The following is an 18086-nucleotide window of genomic DNA, read 5'->3' on the forward strand; positions in this document are numbered from 1 at the left end:
AACCTCGCCCGCGCGGCCGGCCGACGCGCGGTCCCCGCCGAGCGGCGCGACCCGCTGCTCGCCGAGTTCCGCGGCGCGGTCCGCGTCGGCCTGGCCGCCGTCGCGCCGGCCGAGCGGGGCACGAAGCAGCCGGTCGGCCGGTGCCTGCTCGAATGCCTGCGTGACCGGCACGACGACGTGCTGCGGTTCGTGTTCGACCTCGACGTGTGGCCCACGAACAACCTGTCAGAGCGCGATCTTCGGCCTTTCAAGACCCAGCAGAAGATCAGCGGGCRGCTCACCTCCGCGGCCGCGACCGCCTGCCGCCTCCAGGTCGCCAGCTACCTCTCTACCGCCCGCAAGCACGGCGTGTCCGCCCTGCAGGCCCTACGGCTCGCGTTCCGCGGCACCCCCTGGATGCCGCCCCCAGCSATCACTGCCACCTGACCAACCACCCGCCTGACCCCGCCGCGCCGACCCACCGGCACGGCCCACAGCCACGCCCCCGAACCGCCACCCACAGCAAGATCCCTAAACCAGGTGAATGTTTACCCTCGGGGGTCCGGGGGTCGCCCCCCGGAGCAGACATCGAAGTGACGGGAAGGTGATCCGAAGGATCAACGAACACGGCGGTGGAGGTGGGATTTGAACCCACGGAAGGGTTGCCCCTTCACACGCTTTCGAGGCGTGCGCCCTCGGCCACTAGGCGACTCCACCGCAGGTGAGCTTACTAGACGATGCGAACAGGTGGGGCAGAGGGTCATGGGCGATCTTTGTCGCGATGCCTGGGGCGGCCGCGCTGGTCGGGCGCTGGTCAGGCGCGAGGCTGGCGGTCGGTGCGGCGAGTGGCGAAGAAGGCGGCGAGGAGGGTCGAGCACTCCTCGGCGGCGACGCCACCGATCACCTCGGGGCGATGGTTGAGCCGCCGGTCGCGGACGACGTCCCACAGGGAGCCGACGGCGCCTGCCTTGTCATCGGTGGCGCCGTAGACGAGTCGGGCGACTCGGGCGAGAACCAGCGCGCCCGCGCACATGGTGCAGGGTTCCAGCGTCACGACCAGCGTGGCCCCGGTGAGGCGCCATTCACCCACCGCCGCGGCGGCCGCGCGCAGCGCGACGACCTCCGCGTGCCCGGTCGGGTCCCCGGTGGCTTCCCGGACGTTGTGGCCGCGGCCGAGCACGGTGCCGTCGGCGCCGATCACGATGGCGCCGACCGGCACGTCACCGCGCTCGGGGGCGCGGGCCGCCTCGGCGAGCGCGAGCCGCATCGACGCGAGGTCGCGCTCGGCGGCGGTGCCGGAGGCGGCGGCGGTCAGTCGGGCACCTCGTCAAAGATCTCGCCGGCTCCGGCGCGCTCGCTGATCACCGCGGCGACGTCCGCCGGCAGCATGCCCTCCTCCGCTATCAGGGCGACGAGAGCGTCTGACGACGTGCCGAGGTCGTCGAGCAGGTCGAGGTCGCCGATCGGATGGGCGTGCCGCAACACGGCCTCGTCCTCCTCGTCCTCATCCCCGTCTCCTCGTGGCGCGGGGATGGGCAGGGCGTCGGCCAACAGCGCCTCCGCCAGGTCGGAGGTCGTCAGTACCCGCCGGTCCGAGAGAAAGACCCGTGGGTCGGACGAGTCCCCATCGATGCGGATGATCGCGAGGTACTCGTCGTCCTCCTCGACGAAGGCGACGACGAGGCCGTCGCCGAGATCACGCATCGCGTCGGTCAGCGCGTCGAGGTCTTGAAGTTCGGTGGGGTCGAGGTCGCAAGCCCGCCACCCGTCGTCGTCGCGGGCGATCGCGACGGCCCTGGTGCTCACCGTGGTGTCCTCACATCGTCATGCCAGTTCGTACATCGTCATGTCAGTCCGTAGCGCCGGATCCACACGCCTTGACCTGAGATTCTCGCGCCGTGGGGGTCGTCCGGTGCGCGGGATCACCTTTCCCGCCTCATCGGCATAGTCGGTGGCGGGTGGCCGGTCAAGGGTGCTGGTAGCGAGGCTATTCCGCGCGCGGACGACACCCGTCGGCCCCCCGGGTCGACCGGGGCCAGGGCCGCCCTCATCATGTAGACAGGCCGCGGCCAGGTTGTCGGGTGTCGCCAGCTCCACGATCTTGTCGGCCTCTGACCACGGCCGGCCTCAGCCATGTGCATCGACCAGAGACAGGGTCCCGTCGGGTGCGTCACTGCCCGACGGTGGTGCCGTTGGCGGCCCGCCCGATCCGATCACTCACTGACCCAGACCAGACCAGGACAGGCCCCAGCCATATGTATCGACTCGCGACAGGATGTGACGGGCGCGGAGCGTCCCGGGCCTCCCAGATCGCCGACCTGCCGGCGCGCCGTCGCCGATCCGGCGGGAACCTCGTCGCCGATCCGGCAGGGATCCCGGGTAGGGCGCCTCAGCGCTCCGGCGTTCGGTAAGAATCGCGATGATGACTCCGTTGCAGCGCCGCCTCTCCACGAGGACCAAAGCGGCGCTCGCCGTCGAGCGGCTGGCCTCCGAGACGTCTCGCCGGCTTGGTAAGGGCTCCGGCGAGATGATCGGTGGCAAGCTCGCTCTGCGGGTCTCGCCGCGTGCCCTTGCCGAGGTCGGCAAGGGCAGGCCGATCGCCTGCGTGTCCGCGACGAACGGCAAGACGACCACCACCCGGCTGCTGGCCAGGGCGCTCGGCACGCTCGGCCCGGTCAAGTCGAACAGCGGCGGCGCGAACATGGCGCCCGGCGTGCTGGCGGCGCTTTCCAGGCCGCCCTACGACGCCGCCGCCGCGCTCGAGGTCGATGAGATCTGGTTGCCGAAGGTCGCCCGCGAAGTCCGGCCGCGGGTGGTGCTGCTGCTCAACATCAGCCGTGACCAGCTGGACCGCTCCAACGAGACCCGGCGCATCGCCGCCATCTGGCGTGACCTGGGCGAGGAGCTCGAGGACTGCACGGTCGTGGCCAACGTCGACGACCCGCTGGTGACCTGGGCCGCCATGTCCTGGTCGAAGCAGGTGTGGGTGTCGGTCGGGCAGAACTGGACCGCGGACGCGATGGTCTGCCCGCAGTGCGCCAAGCTGCTGCATCGCAACGAGACCGGCTGGTGGTCGGAGTGCGGGCTGGCCAGGCCCGAGCCGCTCGTCGCGGTGACCGGACCTGACGAGATCATGTGGTTCGGCCACACGATCAGGGCGTCGATCGGCCTGCCGGGGCGGGTCAACCTGGGCAACGCCGCGATGGCGGCGGCGGCGGCCCGGCAGTTCGGCGTCCAGGTGGAGGACGCGCTGGCCGCGATGACCGATCTCGGCGACGTGCAGGGCCGCTACCAGGAGGTGCTGCTCGGGTCGGCGGCGCGGCGCGCCCGCATGCTGCTGGCCAAGAACCCCGCGGGCTGGGTCGAGATGATGGAGCTGATCAACTCGATGCCGCCGCGCAGCCTGATCGTCGACTTCAACTCGCAGACGGCTGACGGCCGCGACCCGTCGTGGATCTGGGATGTGCCGTTCGAGCGGCTCGCCGGCCGGCCGGTGCTCGTCACCGGGGAGCGCAAGGAGGACATGAGCGTGCGGCTGGCCTACGCCGGCGTCCCGCACTCGGTGCACCCGGACGCCGAGGCCGCGGCCGACGCCGCCATCGAGCCCGTGCTGGACGTCGTCGCGAACTACACCGCGTTCCGGGACCTGCTGGTCCGGACCGCGCCCGCGCCGCGCCGCCCGCGGGCGGCTCTGCCCCCCGCGCCCGCGCGTGGAGGCGCCAGGTGAGCCTGTTCGAGCCGGAGCCACGCCGCCCGCGCGCCCCTGTGCCGCCGCCGGACGTCACCCAGCCGCTCTACCCGCCGCCCGGGGCCTACCCCTCCGGCCCGCCCGGGGCCTACCCTTCCGGCCCGCCCGGGGCCTACCCCTCCGGCCCGGCCGGGACCTACCCGCCGGACGATCAGTACTCCGGACGGCCGGTTCAGCCGGTTCAGCCGGGGCGGCGCCCGCCCCACCCGGACGAGCGCCAACCCCACGAGCCCGGTCCCCTCCAGTACCCGCCGCAGCGGTACGCGCCGCCGCGGGTCCCGGAACGGCAGCTCTTCCAGCCACCGCCGGAACATCCGGATCCGGGGAGCCGGCTGCCCGCGCGGCTGCCGGACCCGTTCGAAAGCCAGCTGGCGGGGCGGCGGCTCGATCCTGCCGGGGCGACGGCGGCGCGGGAGTCGACCACTCGGATCGCGCTGATCTATCCCGAGCTGCTCGGTACCTACGGTGACGGTGGCAACGCGACCGTGCTCACCCAGCGGCTGCGCTGGCGCGGCCTGTCCGCCGAGATCGTCAGTGTGCCGGCGGGCGAGCCGGTGCCGGCCGGATGTGACATCTACCTGCTGGGCGGCGGCGAGGACGAGCCGCAGACGCTCGCGGCCGAGGGCCTGCGGCGCAACAAGGCGATCGAGCGGGCCGTCGCCGGTGGCGCGGTGGTGCTGGCCGTCTGCGCCGGCTACCAGGTCGTCGGCGAGAGCTTCCCGGCCGGTGGACAGATCTACGACGGGATGGGGCTGCTGGGCGTCGAGACCAGGCGTTCGTTCGACCCTCCGGACGCGCCGCTGCCACCGCGCGTCGTGGGCGACATCGTCGTCGAACCCGACCCGTCGCTTGGTCTGCCGACCGTGCTCGGCTATGAGAATCATGGTGGCCGGACGAGGCCGCTGCCGGGCGCCGACGGGTTCGCGTTCGGGCGGGTGCTGCGTGGCCTGGGCAATGGCGTCCCCGAGGGCACCGACGGCAGGATCGACGGCAGAGTGATCGGCACGTACCTGCACGGCCCGGTCCTGGCGCAGAATCCGGCGCTGGCCGACCTGATGCTGACCTGGGTGCACGGCTCGCTGCCGCGTCTGCCCGGGCCGCCGGAGGTCGAGGCCTTGCGGGCCGCGCGCCTCCGGGCCCTGCAGGTCGGCTGAGCCCTCCTTCGCGGCGAAGGTCGCGCGGCCGGAGGCGCCCAGGAGGCACGGCCAAAGGCCGTGCGTTCATGGCGAAGCCGCGCGGCCGGAGGCGCCCAGGAGACACGGGAGCGGGGTAAGGAAGGCAAAGGAGTCGGGCCGCGGGCACCGTCCGTTCGGCGAGATGCCATCGAGATGCCATCAAGGCACCGCCAAGGCGAGGTGCCTGGCCGAAACGGGCGCCATCGTGGTGTCAGGTGTGGTTCGGTTGGGGGCGTGGCCGCGAACCCGCTCACCTCGTGGTGGGGCAAGAACCGCAAGGCAGTCGTCATCGCTGTCGTTGCGATCTTTGTGCTCTATCTCTTCGCGCACGGCAGCGGCTCGGCTAAGACCTCGGAGAAGGACATGCCGTCCCGGTACGAGTCCAAAGGCCGTGTACTGCTCGTGCATGCCAAGCGGAACTCCAAGAAGGCGGTTCCGCTTGTGCTCGTTCTGCCGGACAACAACACCAAGACGAAGGTGTTCGAAACGGACAGCGGCGCGTCAAAACTGGCCGACCGGAAGAACTTCGCGCTCGTCTACCCCGAGCCGGTCGCGGGCGAGTGGCAGGTGGACTCAGCCGGGTCCGACGCGCAGTACCTGATGGACATCGTCACGTACATGTCCGAGGACTGGACGGCGATCGATCCGAAGCGGGTCTACATCTGGGGCCTCGGTGAGGGCGCCCGGCTCGCGCTCGCGCTCGCCTGCGCGAACCCCACGAAGTTCGCGGCGGTTGGTGTCGTGGGCCAGTTCGACCCCGATCCGGGTCCGAACTGCCAGGACCAGGTGCCGATCGACCGCGAGCGACAGGCCTCGTGGGACGACGACCTCTCCGGCAACCTGTGGAGCTTCTCGCAGAGCAAGTCCCGCTAGCGGCGGCTTGGCCTGCCACGACGAACCGCACGACGAACTGACTGACCGGGACCAAGCCGCCCGCCCCGTCGGCGGGGGGGGTTTCCGACGGGGCGGGCGGGGCTGGGCGCCCGGGCGGTCGTGTGACGTCCGGGCCATCCGAGGGCTGGGGCGAACCCAGCCGGCGGAAATCTGAAGTCGATGTCTCGTTGGCCGCTGGCGCCGCCCCACCGGATGGGGGGGAGATCCGGTGGGGCGGCACCGCGGTGTTCGGCCCGGGGCCGTGGGGGCAGCCGGCCGGGCCGCCGCCGCCGAGGGGGGTCGGACGGCGGGTGGTCCGCTGGCGGAATCGGAGGGCGGGAGGGGGAAGCCCTTGATGCCACCGGCGGACGTCCTGGGTGGCGCGGCCAGGGGACGAGGGCCGCGCCGGCTGCTATGCGGAGAGTCCAGGGGTTTCTGGGGATGCTTGGGAGAGGCAGGACGCGTCGAAGGAGACGGGCCACTGTGGCCGTTGTCGCATCCAGCCGAGACTCACCGCCGCCGGTATGGAGGGCGGAGGTGTTACTAGGTCGCTGCCTGGTCGGGCAGCACACCGARCATGGAAGGCTTTGGAAACTCCGAGAGCGACGGTCCACCGGCTTCGCCGACGGTTGGAGCCGGCTAGGCGGTCAGGCCATGCCCGCGAACCCGGAGGGGAGTGGGTTCGCGGAACACCCCGCGAACGGGGTAGCCGAACCTGTCTGAACGCCGCCGCTCAGGAGTAAGCCCTCCCCGCGCGGCGCGCCCCGCTACAGGACGCGGCCGACGTGGTAGCTCGTGCTCCAGATCGTCTGCAGCTGCACGACCGAGCCGGAGTGCGGCGCGGCCCACATCTTTCCGTCGCCGGCGTAGATGCCGACGTGGTAGATGTCGCCCGGCGTGCCGAAGAAGATCAGGTCGCCGACTTCCTTGTGCGCCTGGTCGACGTGCAGCGTCGCCTCGTACTGCGCCTCGGCCGTCCGCGGAAGGGCGCGCCCGAGCTGCCGGTAGACGTACTGCACGAGGCTGGAGCAGTCGAAGGAGTCCGGCCCGGTGGCGCCGTAGACGTAGGGCTTGCCCTCCTGCAGCGATGCCAGGTAGACGGCCTTCTCGCCCAGGCCGCCGTTTGTCGGGGMGTTGACCGTGACACCCCGGCTCGCGGAGGGGGCCGGCCGCTCGGCGACGCTCAGCGTGCCGACGTTGTCCGAGACGGCGGACTGCAGCGCGTCGGTGCCATCGAAGACCGCGGTGATCTGCGTCGTGGTCAGCACGCGCGCGGTGTACGAGGTGTACCCGTCGTTGTTCGTCTGCAGGTGCAGGAAGGTCGCGAAGCCGGTTGGCAGCTTGACCTGGACCTTGACCAGCTGGTTGGCCAGCGGCTCGCTGGTGTCCTTGTTGGTCAGCTTGAAGCCGATTTCGACCGGCTGGTCCGCGTACACGGTGACGTCGGGGTTCGTGATGAACAGGTCGACGTCGGCCTTCGCGGTCAGCGTCGGCGCGGCGATGTCGGACGCGGTGTCCGGGTCGTCGGCGCCGATGGTCGACGCGAGGCTGACCGGGTGGATGGCGGCGCCGCCGCCTGATGATCCGGAGCCGAAGGCGCTGGCCAGGCTGAGCCCGGTGGTGACGGAACCGTCGTCTCCGAACGCGTCCGTCGAGTTGTCGGCTGCCGGGGCGCAGCCGGCGAGAGCGATGCCGGATACCGCGATCGCGCCGGTGGTAGCCGCGGCGACCGCGGTACGACCTCGGACCTTTGCCACCGCGGTCAAACCGCGGTGACGACCCCTGCTGGTATCAGGCAGGGTGTCGGTATCCCACTGTACGGAGGGCGCGGACAAGTGTGGTCCTTCCCGTACGCCTGCGAGGTGAGCTGTCGGGTTCGGGCTGGGCTGCCCGGCCCTCGCGCTACGAGCACGCGATGGGCTTCACCCCAAGGCCGGCGCCTTGGGAGCGCTGGCCGGTATTGCGAGGGTGGGTCCCCCGCTCCTGCCCGAGGTGACGACTCGGAGGGGACACCGGGACCGCGGGCAGGATTCGGCGTTCGGTCCGGTGTTGAGCCTGACGTCGTGAACAAGACTAGTCCACTGGGATGATGACGATAAGCGTGGGTACCCCCCATACGCCGGGTTTCTGCGAACCGTCGGTTCCGAGGACCCGAAGCGGCCGTCGTGGYGGAGGTTGCCGAGAGTAGCCATCCACCCGGAACCATTGCGATCGGATAGGTCGCATCGATCCGTTGAGCACTCCACGTAGCTAGAACACTACGCGCAGATCCGGCCTTGCGTGCACGGGACTACAATCGGCACACGACGCCTGTCTAGTCCGGGGGTGCCATAACACCCACATCCCTATGACGAGTGGGCCTAACTAACGGTTTGAGCAGGCTTCCTCGGGTCCATGAGGCCCATCTAGGTACTAGGTCCTAATCGTTGGGACTAAAGTCCTATTGCGATGAGTGTGGCGCCCCGGGTTGTTTCTGGCCGCATCGTGATCGTTACTTACAGTCGTTAAGACGGCGGGCGGGGTGCGCGTCTGGTGATGAAGCCGGCGCGGTCAAGCACCTGAAGCTCGATCGCCAGCTCGATGACCTCCCGGGGAAGCGTCCGGTAGGTGGCCTGCATGGCCTCGACCGCTGCTCGGGCCCGCTCGGCGAGCTCGTCGAGCGCGTGCTGACGTTGGCGCATCCGAGCGCGCTCCTCCTGGATGGTGCGCACCGTCTCTTCCTGCCACCGACGGGTGAGCAGCAGGTGCTCGCTCGCGTCGGCCGCCTGGCGCTTGGCCTCTTCCAGGCGGCCGAGCAACTGGTCGAGCAGCTCGAGCCGGCCGGCGAGCTCCGCGATGAGGTCGCCGCGAGCGATCGCGGCGATCCCTCGCTCCTCCTCCCGGCCATCCGGCGGCAGGGGCTCCAGCGAACCGTCAGCGTCGACCGAGGACAGCGGGACGGGTGAGAGGTCAGGCTCGGGGTCAGGATCCGGCTCACCCGCGTCGCGTGGCCCCGGCTGCCCGTCGTGGGAATACGTGTAGCCCTCGTACGCCTGCTCGTCGTAGCCCTCGTACGTCTGCTCCTGGTAGGCGGAGACGGTCCACGGGACGTCGTCCGCGCCACCCTGGCCAACGGCTTCCCAGCTGGGCTCGTCCGATTCGGCGGGGAGCCCGTCGCCGACCCGCGGGAGATCCCAGGCGCCCTCCGAGCCACCGGTGACGCCCGCGGCGTCCATCCCCTCGGGCTCGGCCATCCCCTGGGGCCCGGCTGGCCACTCGGGTCCGGGCACCCACTCCGGCCCGGGCGTGCCGTCGGGCCCGGCGGCGACCTGTGGCCCGATGGGCCAGTCGGGCCAGAGCATGCTCTCGGACCTGGCGGGATCGACGGCGGGTGGCTCCTCCGGCCCGGCAAGGTCGACGACCGGAGCGTCTCCCTCGTCGAGGAACGGATGGTCAGCCGGAGAGGCGTCACGGGGCGCGGGCATGCCGGGCAGCGCCAGTTCGGGCACGGTGGCGTGGACATACACGCCGGGTGACTCGGACCGCTGCCCCCCGGCGCCGGCAAGGCTCTGYGGCCCTGTCGGGCTGGGCGAGCTGGCGAGGCTGCGCCGGCCGCTTACATCCGCCACGGTAGGTAACGGTAGCCGAGCCCTCTCAGTGAGGGGCCCATATACGCCGGCAGCGATCGTTACGGAGCCAGAAGCGGTGGGCTCTGTGTCGGCTTGGGGGCCGTCACTGACTAGTCCGGGCTATTCGCTGTCTGTGCCCGGCCGACACGATGGCTAGTCACCAGGTGGTTAGCCGGGGCCGCGTGGCCGATGGCCCGGTGGAGATCGGCGAGTCCGGCTGGTCGGGTAGATCGGGTAGATCCGCGGCATGACGCAGGCCGCGGCTCCAGCCACCTTCGGCGATCTCGCCGCCGGCATCCAGCACGGCCCAGTCGATCACGTCGTCCACTCCGACGGCGACCGTTCGTCCCATCCGGATGTGCGCGAGCTCTGGGTGGGACGTGTCGTTGAGGCAACGCCCCAGCAGCCAGGCTGGAGCGGGCCAGGAGGTCACCAGTACCCAGGGCGCCTCGAATCCGCCTGGGACGACCAGCCGGTGTCGGACTATGAGGTGGCCCAGCGGCGGAAGCTGCCCGCGGACGAATCGACGCCGCAGCTGGTCCAGCCGCTCGCGCGCGGCGCCCGACGCGTCATCCAGGTCGGCCTCGGTGGATGCCGCCCCCGCGGCCGTGGCGGCCGCGTTCGCACCGCCGGTGTCGGAGCCGGTGAAGGTCGCCGTGGGGGCCGCCGTGCCGTCCGGCGGCTCGAACATCCCGGATCGGTACCGCCGGTCCGGGGCTTCTCCGGCCTGCCCGGTCGCCGGTCCGCCAGATCGGCGGGAGGGGCCCTGCCCGATCCGGGGTTCCTGCCGGACTGGCTCCGCAAGCTCCGCCAGTCCGGCAGGTCCGGGAGCCGGTCGAGGAGGGCGGCGGTCGGGCAGGAAGCCTGGGAACCTCGGGGCAGCGGTGCCAGCCATATCGGCAGGGTAGCGGAAAGGTTTCCGAGGGTAGAAGGCGGATGCGCAATCTTGTCAGGAGATGTGCGTTAAAGCCTCTGACTGCGACACATAGTGGCAACGAGTGCCATTACGTACGTGAACCTCTTGCGAGCAGCCACCCCATGCAATCGCGCGTCGATCTGTTGGCTGGCTGCCATAGGGCCGCCGTTTTGGGGCAGGAGTCTCCTGGGTCGGACCGATGCGCCCGGCCGGTCATGCGTGCGGGAGTGAGCGGAGAACGGCTCGCCGGCGACGCGACGAGGGAGGGCGCTGTAGGAGGTGGCAGATGCCCGCTCTTGAACGCCACGGTTCCCTGGCCAACTCGCGGTTGCTCGCGGCGGCGAGGGCCGCGCCGCGATCGCTGGTGAAGGCGCGGTCACGGCGCGCGGACGGGCCCCGCACCGGGCACGGCTCCCTGACCAGCGGTCCGGGGGCCTTCGCCAGCGGCACGGACAGCGGCACGGACAGCGGCACGGACCGTGGCGTGGGCAGCGGCACGGCGGAGGTGGACCCGCGCGGGAGCGCCGATGCCGAGCCGGCGGACGACGGTCTCGTACGACTGGTCGGCCCGGTGCACCGTGATGCCGCCCGGCTCGCCGCCTGGGCGGGCGGAGCGGCGCCCGGCGCCGACCCACGCCAGATCCATCGCGCCGGTGACACCGCCGTCGCCGCCATGTGCGCGCACCTTGCCACGATGGGCTACGTCATCTATCCGGAGATCGCTCGGCTGCTGCCGCACACCGAGAGCCGTATAACGCAGCTGCGAACCGGCGCGCGCGAGATGTTGATGATCATGCGTGGGATTCAGCAGTACGCGCAGGGTGACACGCACCCGCCGGGTGCCGAGGCCACCGAGCTGCGCCGTGAGCTGGCGACGGCGATCTCGGATCACAGCCGCGAGGAGGAGGATCTGCTGCGCGAGTTCGACCAGGAGAGCACGCCGGAGCAGCGGCGGCTGCTCGCCGCCGAGTACGAGCGGGCGCTGCCGCGCGCGCCGAGCCGGCCACACCCGCACCTGCTGCGTTCCCACGGGCTGCTCGACGGCCGGCTGGGCTACCGGATGATGGCCAGGTTCGACTACCTGCTCGACACGATGGACGCGCGGGTCATCCCCTGGGCGAAGGTTCGCGAGCCGGGCGAGGTCGGCCCGTGGGGCACCTGGCTGCTCGGCCGCCCGCCCCAGGCACGGCCGCCGACGCCTCAGGCCACGACGACGGGCTGGGCGCCCGGGCCGGACGCGTGCCAGCCGGAGACCAGCGCCACCAGGCCACGCGGATAGATCGTCTCGGTGCTGGCGACCACCTCGTCGACCGTCCACCAGGCCCAGCCGAGCGTGGAACGCTTCTCCAGGTCGGTCCACTCGGCCGGGTCGACGTCGACCCGCTCGGGGATCCGCACGACGAAGAACGACTCCTGCTGGATGTACGACCTGCCGGCGAACGTGAAGCGGGTGGTCCTGGTCCCGACCGGCTGCCCGACCTCCGCCAGGCGGATGCCGACCTCCTCGGCGATCTCCCGGATCGCGCCCTGCTCCGCGCTCTMTCCCGGGTCGAGGCCGCCACCGGGCACATGCCACCAGACCGGCGAGTCCTCGAGGGTCGGGTCGTGCGACTGGATCAGGAGGAACGCGTCGGACGGGTCGACCAGCACGACACGGGCGGCGACACGCGGAATTGGCTCCAGCACATGCCCTAGTCTGCCTGGCTGACCTGCCCGGCCTTTCCCGCCGCGACCGCGGTCACAGACCCAGGCGCGCTTCCGAGAGTGCCGCGACGAGGTCCTGGTCGCCGCTGATCTCGACCTGGGCGCCCACGCGCCGGCCATAGCCGTACAGCAACAGCTCGGCGGCCGGGCCCGACAGCACCACCGCGGGCTCGCCCTTGCGCGCGACGACCCGCGACGCACCCGGGTTCTCCGCTCCGGGCCCGTCAGTGCGTTCGAGGACGACGCCACCCGGCACCCGGCGGTACGCGACCCGGGCGAACCGGCGGGCCCCGGCCCACAGCGTCTCCCGTAGCTCCGGCGCGAGCTCGCGCGCCGCGAGCACGCCCGCGGCGCCCTCGGGAACGCCCTTCGGCGCGCGGCGCACATCCTCGCCGTGGATATAGAACTCGACGAGGTTCGTGGCGTTGTCGATCGGCCCGATCCGGGTGGGCTGCCAGCGCGGCGGCCCGGACCGGAAGATGGCCAGCAGCTCGGAGAACGAGTGGCGCGCCCTCGTCGCCTTCTCGGCGCGTTCGGTCATCCCATGCAGCCGCGGGACCACCAGGCCGGGACCCGCCTTGGGCACCCGCTCCCTGGTCACCACGTGGGCGAGGAGGTCATAGCTGTCCCAGCCCTCGCACAGGGTCGGGTGCTCCGGCCCGGCGGCCTCGATCACGTCCGCGAGCAACGCCCGCTCGTCCCGCGCCCGTCCCATGCGCCTACCCGCCTTCCCTGCCGCCGCTAATCAGGCCACCGGCAGACTGTCCCACGCCGGAGGCCCCGCGCGCTGCGCCGGCGACCATCGGACGGCTTGGCGGAGCCGGGACGTTCCCACGCCCGGCTCCACCCCGGCCTTACCAGAGTGACGCGTAGGCGGCGGCGCCGTTCGGGTTCTCGTTCGGGTTGAGCAGGGACGAGTGGACGTTGCCCGCCTCGGAGTTGTTGAAGTACGTCTCGTAGGCGAGCACGTCGGCGTTGGCCTTGAACGTGTCGTACATCTTCTTGATGTAGAACGGGTTGTCCCCGCCGGCTTGGCCGGAGGCGCCCGCGCCCGTGTCCGAGGTGGAGACGAGGCCCCATTCGGACACCGCGAACTGCTTGCCGTGCGACCGAGCGAACTGGATCACCTGGCACAGCCCKGCGCTCGAGTTGCACGACGTGTTCCAGGAGGACTCKTTCAGGCTCGGCGGCCACATGTCGTAGTTGTCGATGCCGATGATGTCGACGTAGCCATCGCCCGGATAGGCGTCGAACGGGCTGCCGCTGTGCGCGTTCATGTTCCACTCGATCCGGGCCTGCGGGTCCGTCGAGCGGATCGCGCCGACCACCTGCTGGAAGCAGCGCTTCCAGGTGCCCGTGTCGGTGTTGCCGACGGACCAGGGGAACCAGTCGCCGTTGAACTCCCAGGCGAGCCGGACGRCCGTCTTCGGCCGCCCGATGTTGTTCAGGTAGTTGCCGAACTGCGCCCACTCCGACGAGTAGGAGCCGTTGGCGCACGACCCGAAGTCACCGCCGTCGGGGAAGAGCGGCTGGGAGATGACCAGCTGGCCGTCCCAGCCGGCGTACTCGCCGCCGATCCACGGGTTGGTGATGTCGTTCCAGTTGCTCCGCACGGTGTAGCCCATGATCACGGTCACCTTGGAGCCGCGGAACTGCTCCCAGGCCGCGACCTTGTCCCGGCTGCCGACGACGATGCCGGACAGCCCACCGGGGACTCGGCCTCCGCCTCCGCCGCCGCCGGCGGGCACGGCGGGTTTCGCGCCGGGTTTCCCGGGCGCCGCGGTGCCTGGCACGGCTGTGCCCGCGGCGGACGGCGACGCGGAGGCAGGACCGGTCGGGGTGGCCGACGGATTCGCGCTCGGCGAGGCTGAGGCGGACGCGGAGGGGGACGGCGTCTCGAGCGCGAGTGCCCGGCCGAGACCGGCGCCATCGGCGGACTCGATGACGAACTTGCCGTCGCCGCCGTGCGGCGCGATGGCGAATCCGACGCCGGCCACGGCGACCGCCACCGCCCCGGCCGCCGCGGTCCAGATCAGGAAACGCCGGTTGCGGGCGGGGCGGACCGGGACGCTGTGCGCCCCGGTGCTGTGCGCGCCGGATGCCCGGCCGGTCATGACGGTCGTGGTGGGGGAGGGTGGTCGGCTGTTGGCGCGGCGACCGCTGGTACGCCCGGACGGTAGCGGGCCGGTATCCATTGATGTCGCCGAGCTGTTGGCCCGGTGTCTCACGGGAGCGTCCTTCCGCCTGGCGGCTTACTTGACGTCGCAACTGGGTGGCGGACGGTCAGCCCTCGCCTTCTGACAGCCGAACCACGCACTCCGTCTCCGGAATGCCGGCCCCTCCCAGTGCCCGGCGTTCCGCGCCTGACAGTTACGTCAGTGTCGGCGGAGCTGCTACAGCACCATAGCCCGGTGGTGCTTGCTTCCGGTCGAGCGGGTGCGTGGTCTTTCGGTCCGTCGCTCAGGTGAAGGTGTGAAGTTGTGATTGCTGTGTCTCTCTGTTCAAATTTCGCGTCGCGTCGGTAGCCATCCGGATCGTTTACGTGAAATGAGTTAGGCGGACGACACCGGCCAGCCGGTGCGGCCGGGCCGTGACCGGCGGCGCCGGCCGTGACGCGGTGCGGCCGGGCCGCGCCGCCCACGCGGGGTGCGCGGGAAATCGATCGTCGCGGCGAGACGAGACGAGACGAGGCGCGCCGGGCGCGGCCGTGCGGCCACCGGGCATGGGACGGATATGTGCTGGCCTTGGGCGCATCGCTCGTTCGCTTCGGGCCGTGGCCGGGCGGGGTTGTGTCACAATGGCCCGCGCGGGGCTGGGGCGCCGCGGCCTGCCCGAACATCACCGTTGCCCAGCCTGCTTCCGTCCGATCTCGCCGAGAGATCGCCGTCAGACGGTCCGGCGAGACCGACGATGGGCCTCGGCGGGGGTTGGTGAGGTGGGCGRCCGTGGCCGCRAGCACGAGGAGCTATCGATGTCGCAGGCGGCAGTGGTCCACGCATCGCGCCGCGGGCGCCATGTGTGGAAAGCCCTGTCGCGCTCCGGACACTCGGTCTCGGGCGCCACGGCCTGCAGGTATCGAGCTATCCAGGCAGGTTCCTGACCCGGCCTGGTGCTGGCCGATGGCCTGGGAGGCTGCCCAAGGCAGCCCGGGCCGCCGGGATGAGATCATACCCTCCGCTTAACCCGCTCCCGGTGTCGAACAACTCCTATCAGCCTCCCGGATCAGCAGCCCGAGACCACAGCCAGGAGAACCGCGTGTCCCAGACTCCGCCCGAAAACACCCCCGGCGGGTGGGGCCAGCCCGGCAGTCCCGGCGGTCCGCCGCCCGGTGGCTATGGAGCACCGCCTGGTGGCTATGGAGCACCGCAGGAGCCAGGCTATGGGTATGGCCAGCCGCCGGGATACGGCCAGCAGGCGCCGCCAGGATTCGGCGGCCCGCCGCTGAACCAGGGAAACTACGGCGGTTACGGCGGCGGTCAGCCGCCTTACGGAACGCCGATTCCGAACTACCTGTGGCAGTCGATCTTGGTGACGGTTCTGTGTTTCTGGCCGACGGGCATCGCGGCGATCGTGAACGCTTCTCGGGTGCAAAACCGCCAGACCATGGGTGACATCCAGGGAGCGCTGGACGCCTCCAAGAAGGCAAGAACCTGGTGCATCGTGTCGGCGGTCGTCGGGCTGGTGGTTCTGGTGATCATCCTGGTCGCGGGCGGCACGATGGACCTCTCTTCGGAGACCTCCTTCGACACCTGAGGATCTGAGGATCTGAAGCCATGGGCGTGAGACCTTGACGTCAGGCCGAGGCCCGTCCGTCGTTCGCCATCTCCGATCTCTGTGACCCACCCCTCCGCGGATCCGCCGGACGGCCACCGCCCCGACCCAGCAGACTTCACACTCCTCGAACGCCATCGCCCCGGCTATCAGGCCGGGGTACCAGGTATCACCGAAAGGCGCGGCCGCGACCGTGACGACACCACCGCCGTACGGCACCCCAGGTCAGGACCCCTACGGCCAGCAGCCGGGCCACGACCCCTACGGCCAGCAGCCGGGCTACGGATACGGAACGCCACAGCCCAGCTATGGCACCCCGCCCCCGGGATACGGCACCCCGCCGCCCGGATATGGAACGCCGCCGCCCGAGTACGGCCAGCCGGTCGGGGGCTACGGCTACCCGCCCGCGCCAGGCGGGTTCGGCCCCCCGCCCGGTGGCGCGCCGATCCCGAACTACCTGTGGCAGTCGATCGTCGTGACGCTGCTGTGCTGTCTGCCCGCCGGCATCGTCGCGATCGTCTTCTCAAGCCGGGTTCAGAGCCGCCAGGCGATGGGTGACATCCAGGGAGCCCTGGACGCCTCCAGGAAGGCGAAGACCTGGTGCATCGTGTCGGCCGCCGCCGCCGTGGCTGTCTGGATTATCTACCTCATTTTCTGGATCGCGATCGCGGGCGCGGCCCTGAACGACTAGCCGCGACACGCGGTACCTCGCCGGCCGGCCGCACTGACGCCCAATGACAAGGCCGCGCTCCCAGCGCCGGCACGACGTGCCGGCGCTGGCGGGGCGCGTCACTCCCAGCGGAGCAGGTCGCCGAGCGGCCGACGGGCCAGGCCTCTCGCCGCGGCCGCGCCGGTAGCCGCCGCCAGCGCGAGCGTGCCCGCCACGAGAGCGACGAGGAACGCCGCCGAGGGCGTCAGCCCAAACCCGGGGCCGAGCCCGATGTCGCGCGCGACGGCGTCGCTCTGGATACGGAAGACCAGCAGCCCCAGCGGTAGCCCGATGACCACCGCGAGCCCCGCCAACGCCGCCGCCGCCAGCGCGCTCTGCCCGACCAACTGGCGCGGCGTGCAGCCCAGCGCGCCGGCGATGCCGATGTCCCGGGCGCTCTCCCGGTTCGACGCGAGCAGCGCGTGCAGCATGTTGGCGAGCGCGATGAGCACCAGCACCGCGGCGATCAGCGTCGTCACCGCCTCGATCACCGTGCGGCCGCCGACGTTCGAGGTGTACGTCCTCAGTTCCACCCCGCTGCCGAGCCGGGCCTCGAGCGCCGATTTCACCGTGTCCGGCGAGGTGCCCGGTGTGACGGTCATCCGGTACTGACCGGGCGCCGTCGCCGGATCGATCGCGCTCAAATCCGCCAGCCGCATGGCGAACAGCCGCCCGGAGTCCTCCCCGGTGCGGTACCAGCCGACGATATGGACGCCGCGGGCGACGCCGGCGATCTCGACGGTGGCCGTCTGGCCGACCCGCAGTCCCAGCTGCTCCAGCAGGCCGTAGCCGAGCGCGACCTCGCCCGGCGCGGACGGCAGCCTACCGGCACCGACCGAGTAGCCCGGCAGCGTCTCGCCGCCGAGCGCGCGGACGCGGAACGTCTGGCCGTCATAGCTGCCTCGCCGCTCCGCCTCCGACCACCAGCCGCCGATCCCCGGCGTCTGGCGCAGCGCCGCCTCGACCGTCGTCGGCGCGACATCGCCGCGGTCGACGAACACCTGCCAGGGATCACCGGTGAACGACGGCCGCTCGAGCGCCTCCGTCACCGTGACCATGAACCCGCCCGCGACCACCGCGCCCATCACCGCTACCAGCATGGTCAGCCCGGTGAGCGTGGCCCGGCCCGGTCGGGCGGCGAGCCTGCCGACGCCGAGGAGACCGAGCCGGCCGGGTACCAGCGCGGTGAGCCGGGCGAGCGGGCCGCCGCGGCGCGCCGCGGCCGGTGCGTCGCGCAGCGTGTCGACGATCGACGCCCGCCCGGCCCGCACCGCGCCGACCACGGTCGCGAGCGTGAGCAGTCCCAGCAGGATCGCGCCGGTGAGCAGCAGGCCGCCGATCTCCCAGTCAAGGCTCCGGCACGCTCGCGTTCTGACTGGACCTGTCCATTGATGTTCGATGTTGGTGGTTTGTCCGGGTTGTCATGGGAAGCCGTGGAGGTCGAGCGCGGCGGTGGCGGTCTTGTGGGCGCGGCGGCCGGCGGGGACGCTGCGATGGCCGACGCGGCGCAGGGTGTCGGCGACAGTGCTACGGAAGATCGCGAGTACGGCCGGGCCTCGGCCGGTTCGGCTGGTGCTGCTGTCCTCGCCGAAGGTCACGTCGC

Annotated in this window: 16 protein-coding genes, 1 tRNA gene, 1 pseudogene and 1 riboswitch; of the genes and pseudogenes, 7 read left to right on the forward strand and 11 right to left on the reverse strand. The window is 71.4% G+C overall.

What is annotated here, in order from left to right; translation table 11 throughout:
* On the forward strand, positions 1-426 hold a 426-nt coding region (locus BL253_RS37475; protein WP_158230505.1), incomplete at its 5' end, for an IS66 family transposase.
* Between the two features lie 183 nt (positions 427-609).
* Here the strand turns inward: BL253_RS37475 and BL253_RS37480 are convergent.
* From BL253_RS37480 to BL253_RS37490, 3 genes are all read right to left on the reverse strand, one after another.
* A tRNA-Ser gene (locus tag BL253_RS37480) sits at positions 610-696 on the reverse strand.
* A gap of 97 nt (positions 697-793) precedes the next feature.
* A complete protein-coding gene (gene tadA / locus BL253_RS37485) occupies positions 794-1246 on the reverse strand; it encodes a tRNA adenosine(34) deaminase TadA (RefSeq protein WP_076822774.1) in 453 nt (150 codons plus the stop codon).
* Positions 1247-1290: 44 nt separating this feature from the next.
* Complete coding sequence (locus tag BL253_RS37490) at positions 1291-1785, reverse strand: tRNA adenosine deaminase-associated protein (RefSeq protein ID WP_076822776.1); 495 nt, start codon at positions 1783-1785, stop codon at positions 1291-1293.
* A 613-nt stretch (positions 1786-2398) separates the two neighbouring features.
* Here BL253_RS37490 and BL253_RS37495 point away from each other — a divergent pair.
* The 3 genes from BL253_RS37495 (at position 2399) to BL253_RS37505 (ending at position 5775) form a co-directional block, all read left to right on the forward strand.
* Positions 2399-3706, forward strand: coding sequence for a MurT ligase domain-containing protein (locus tag BL253_RS37495; protein WP_076822778.1), 1308 nt, complete (start codon positions 2399-2401; stop codon positions 3704-3706).
* A 389-nt stretch (positions 3707-4095) separates the two neighbouring features.
* Positions 4096-4881 carry a type 1 glutamine amidotransferase gene (locus BL253_RS37500; protein WP_076822796.1) on the forward strand — a complete coding sequence of 262 codons (786 nt, stop codon included), beginning with the start codon at positions 4096-4098 and terminating at the stop codon, positions 4879-4881.
* A gap of 255 nt (positions 4882-5136) precedes the next feature.
* Positions 5137-5775, forward strand: a complete 639-nt coding sequence (locus tag BL253_RS37505) for a PHB depolymerase family esterase (protein WP_076822780.1) — start codon at positions 5137-5139, stop codon at positions 5773-5775.
* 767 nt (positions 5776-6542) lie between these two features.
* On the opposite strand, the gene BL253_RS45015 is transcribed toward BL253_RS37505, so the two are convergent.
* The 3 genes from BL253_RS45015 to BL253_RS43255 all read right to left on the reverse strand — a co-directional run bounded on the left by BL253_RS45015 (position 6543) and on the right by BL253_RS43255 (position 10074).
* Positions 6543-7532: a C40 family peptidase gene (locus tag BL253_RS45015; RefSeq protein WP_274535308.1), complete on the reverse strand. Its 990-nt coding sequence runs from the start codon at positions 7530-7532 to the stop codon at positions 6543-6545.
* A gap of 81 nt (positions 7533-7613) precedes the next feature.
* Positions 7614-7780, reverse strand: a riboswitch (cyclic di-AMP (ydaO/yuaA leader).
* A 499-nt stretch (positions 7781-8279) separates the two neighbouring features.
* Positions 8280-9281, reverse strand: a complete 1002-nt coding sequence (locus tag BL253_RS45240; protein ID WP_338013781.1) for a hypothetical protein — start codon at positions 9279-9281, stop codon at positions 8280-8282.
* Positions 9282-9540: 259 nt separating this feature from the next.
* Positions 9541-10074, reverse strand: a complete 534-nt coding sequence (locus BL253_RS43255; RefSeq protein ID WP_076822784.1) for a hypothetical protein — start codon at positions 10072-10074, stop codon at positions 9541-9543.
* Between the two features lie 511 nt (positions 10075-10585).
* On the opposite strand from BL253_RS43255, the gene BL253_RS37525 reads away from it, so the two are divergent.
* Positions 10586-11578 carry a hemerythrin domain-containing protein gene (locus BL253_RS37525; protein ID WP_076822786.1) on the forward strand — a complete coding sequence of 331 codons (993 nt, stop codon included), beginning with the start codon at positions 10586-10588 and terminating at the stop codon, positions 11576-11578.
* Here the strand turns inward: BL253_RS37525 and BL253_RS37530 are convergent.
* The 3 genes from BL253_RS37530 to BL253_RS37540 form a co-directional block, all read right to left on the reverse strand.
* Positions 11500-11985, reverse strand: a complete 486-nt coding sequence (locus BL253_RS37530; protein ID WP_076822788.1) for an NUDIX hydrolase — start codon at positions 11983-11985, stop codon at positions 11500-11502. The two genes, BL253_RS37525 and BL253_RS37530, sit on opposite strands and share 79 nt — an antisense overlap.
* 52 nt (positions 11986-12037) lie before the next feature.
* The gene (locus BL253_RS37535) at positions 12038-12718 is read right to left on the reverse strand and encodes a TIGR03085 family metal-binding protein (protein ID WP_076822790.1); all 681 of its coding nucleotides are present in this window, start codon (positions 12716-12718) and stop codon (positions 12038-12040) included.
* A 139-nt stretch (positions 12719-12857) separates the two neighbouring features.
* Positions 12858-14117 carry a glycoside hydrolase family 26 protein gene (locus BL253_RS37540; RefSeq protein ID WP_241835497.1) on the reverse strand — a complete coding sequence of 420 codons (1260 nt, stop codon included), beginning with the start codon at positions 14115-14117 and terminating at the stop codon, positions 12858-12860.
* Between the two features lie 1078 nt (positions 14118-15195).
* Here BL253_RS37540 and BL253_RS37545 point away from each other — a divergent pair.
* Positions 15196-15756 carry a CD225/dispanin family protein gene (locus tag BL253_RS37545; RefSeq protein WP_338013782.1) on the forward strand — a complete coding sequence of 187 codons (561 nt, stop codon included), beginning with the start codon at positions 15196-15198 and terminating at the stop codon, positions 15754-15756.
* 211 nt (positions 15757-15967) lie between these two features.
* Positions 15968-16465, forward strand: coding sequence for a CD225/dispanin family protein (locus BL253_RS37550; protein ID WP_076822794.1), 498 nt, complete (start codon positions 15968-15970; stop codon positions 16463-16465).
* 98 nt (positions 16466-16563) lie between these two features.
* Here BL253_RS37550 and BL253_RS37555 read toward each other — a convergent pair whose 3' ends face one another.
* Both BL253_RS37555 and BL253_RS37560 read right to left on the reverse strand, forming a co-directional pair.
* Positions 16564-17754 (reverse strand): ABC transporter permease, encoded by a 1191-nt coding sequence (locus BL253_RS37555; RefSeq protein WP_241835498.1) that lies wholly within the window; start codon positions 17752-17754, stop codon positions 16564-16566.
* A 150-nt stretch (positions 17755-17904) separates the two neighbouring features.
* Positions 17905-18086 (reverse strand): annotated as a pseudogene (locus BL253_RS37560) (ISAs1 family transposase); the annotation flags it as partial.

It is taken from the genome of Pseudofrankia asymbiotica, from assembly GCF_001983105.1.
GTDB lineage: Bacteria > Actinomycetota > Actinomycetes > Frankiales > Frankiaceae > Pseudofrankia > Pseudofrankia asymbiotica.

What these genes read in the sequence shown, in the direction of transcription:
- tadA (WP_076822774.1), bottom strand. Translation starts at nt 1,246, where the DNA reads ATGCGGCTCGCGCTCGCCGAGGCGGCCCGCGCCCCCGAGCGCGGTGAC.
- BL253_RS37495 (WP_076822778.1), top strand. Translation starts at nt 2,399, where the DNA reads ATGATGACTCCGTTGCAGCGCCGCCTCTCCACGAGGACCAAAGCGGCG.
- BL253_RS43255 (WP_076822784.1), bottom strand. Translation starts at nt 10,074, where the DNA reads ATGTTCGAGCCGCCGGACGGCACGGCGGCCCCCACGGCGACCTTCACC.
- BL253_RS37525 (WP_076822786.1), top strand. Translation starts at nt 10,586, where the DNA reads ATGCCCGCTCTTGAACGCCACGGTTCCCTGGCCAACTCGCGGTTGCTC.
- BL253_RS37535 (WP_076822790.1), bottom strand. Translation starts at nt 12,718, where the DNA reads ATGGGACGGGCGCGGGACGAGCGGGCGTTGCTCGCGGACGTGATCGAG.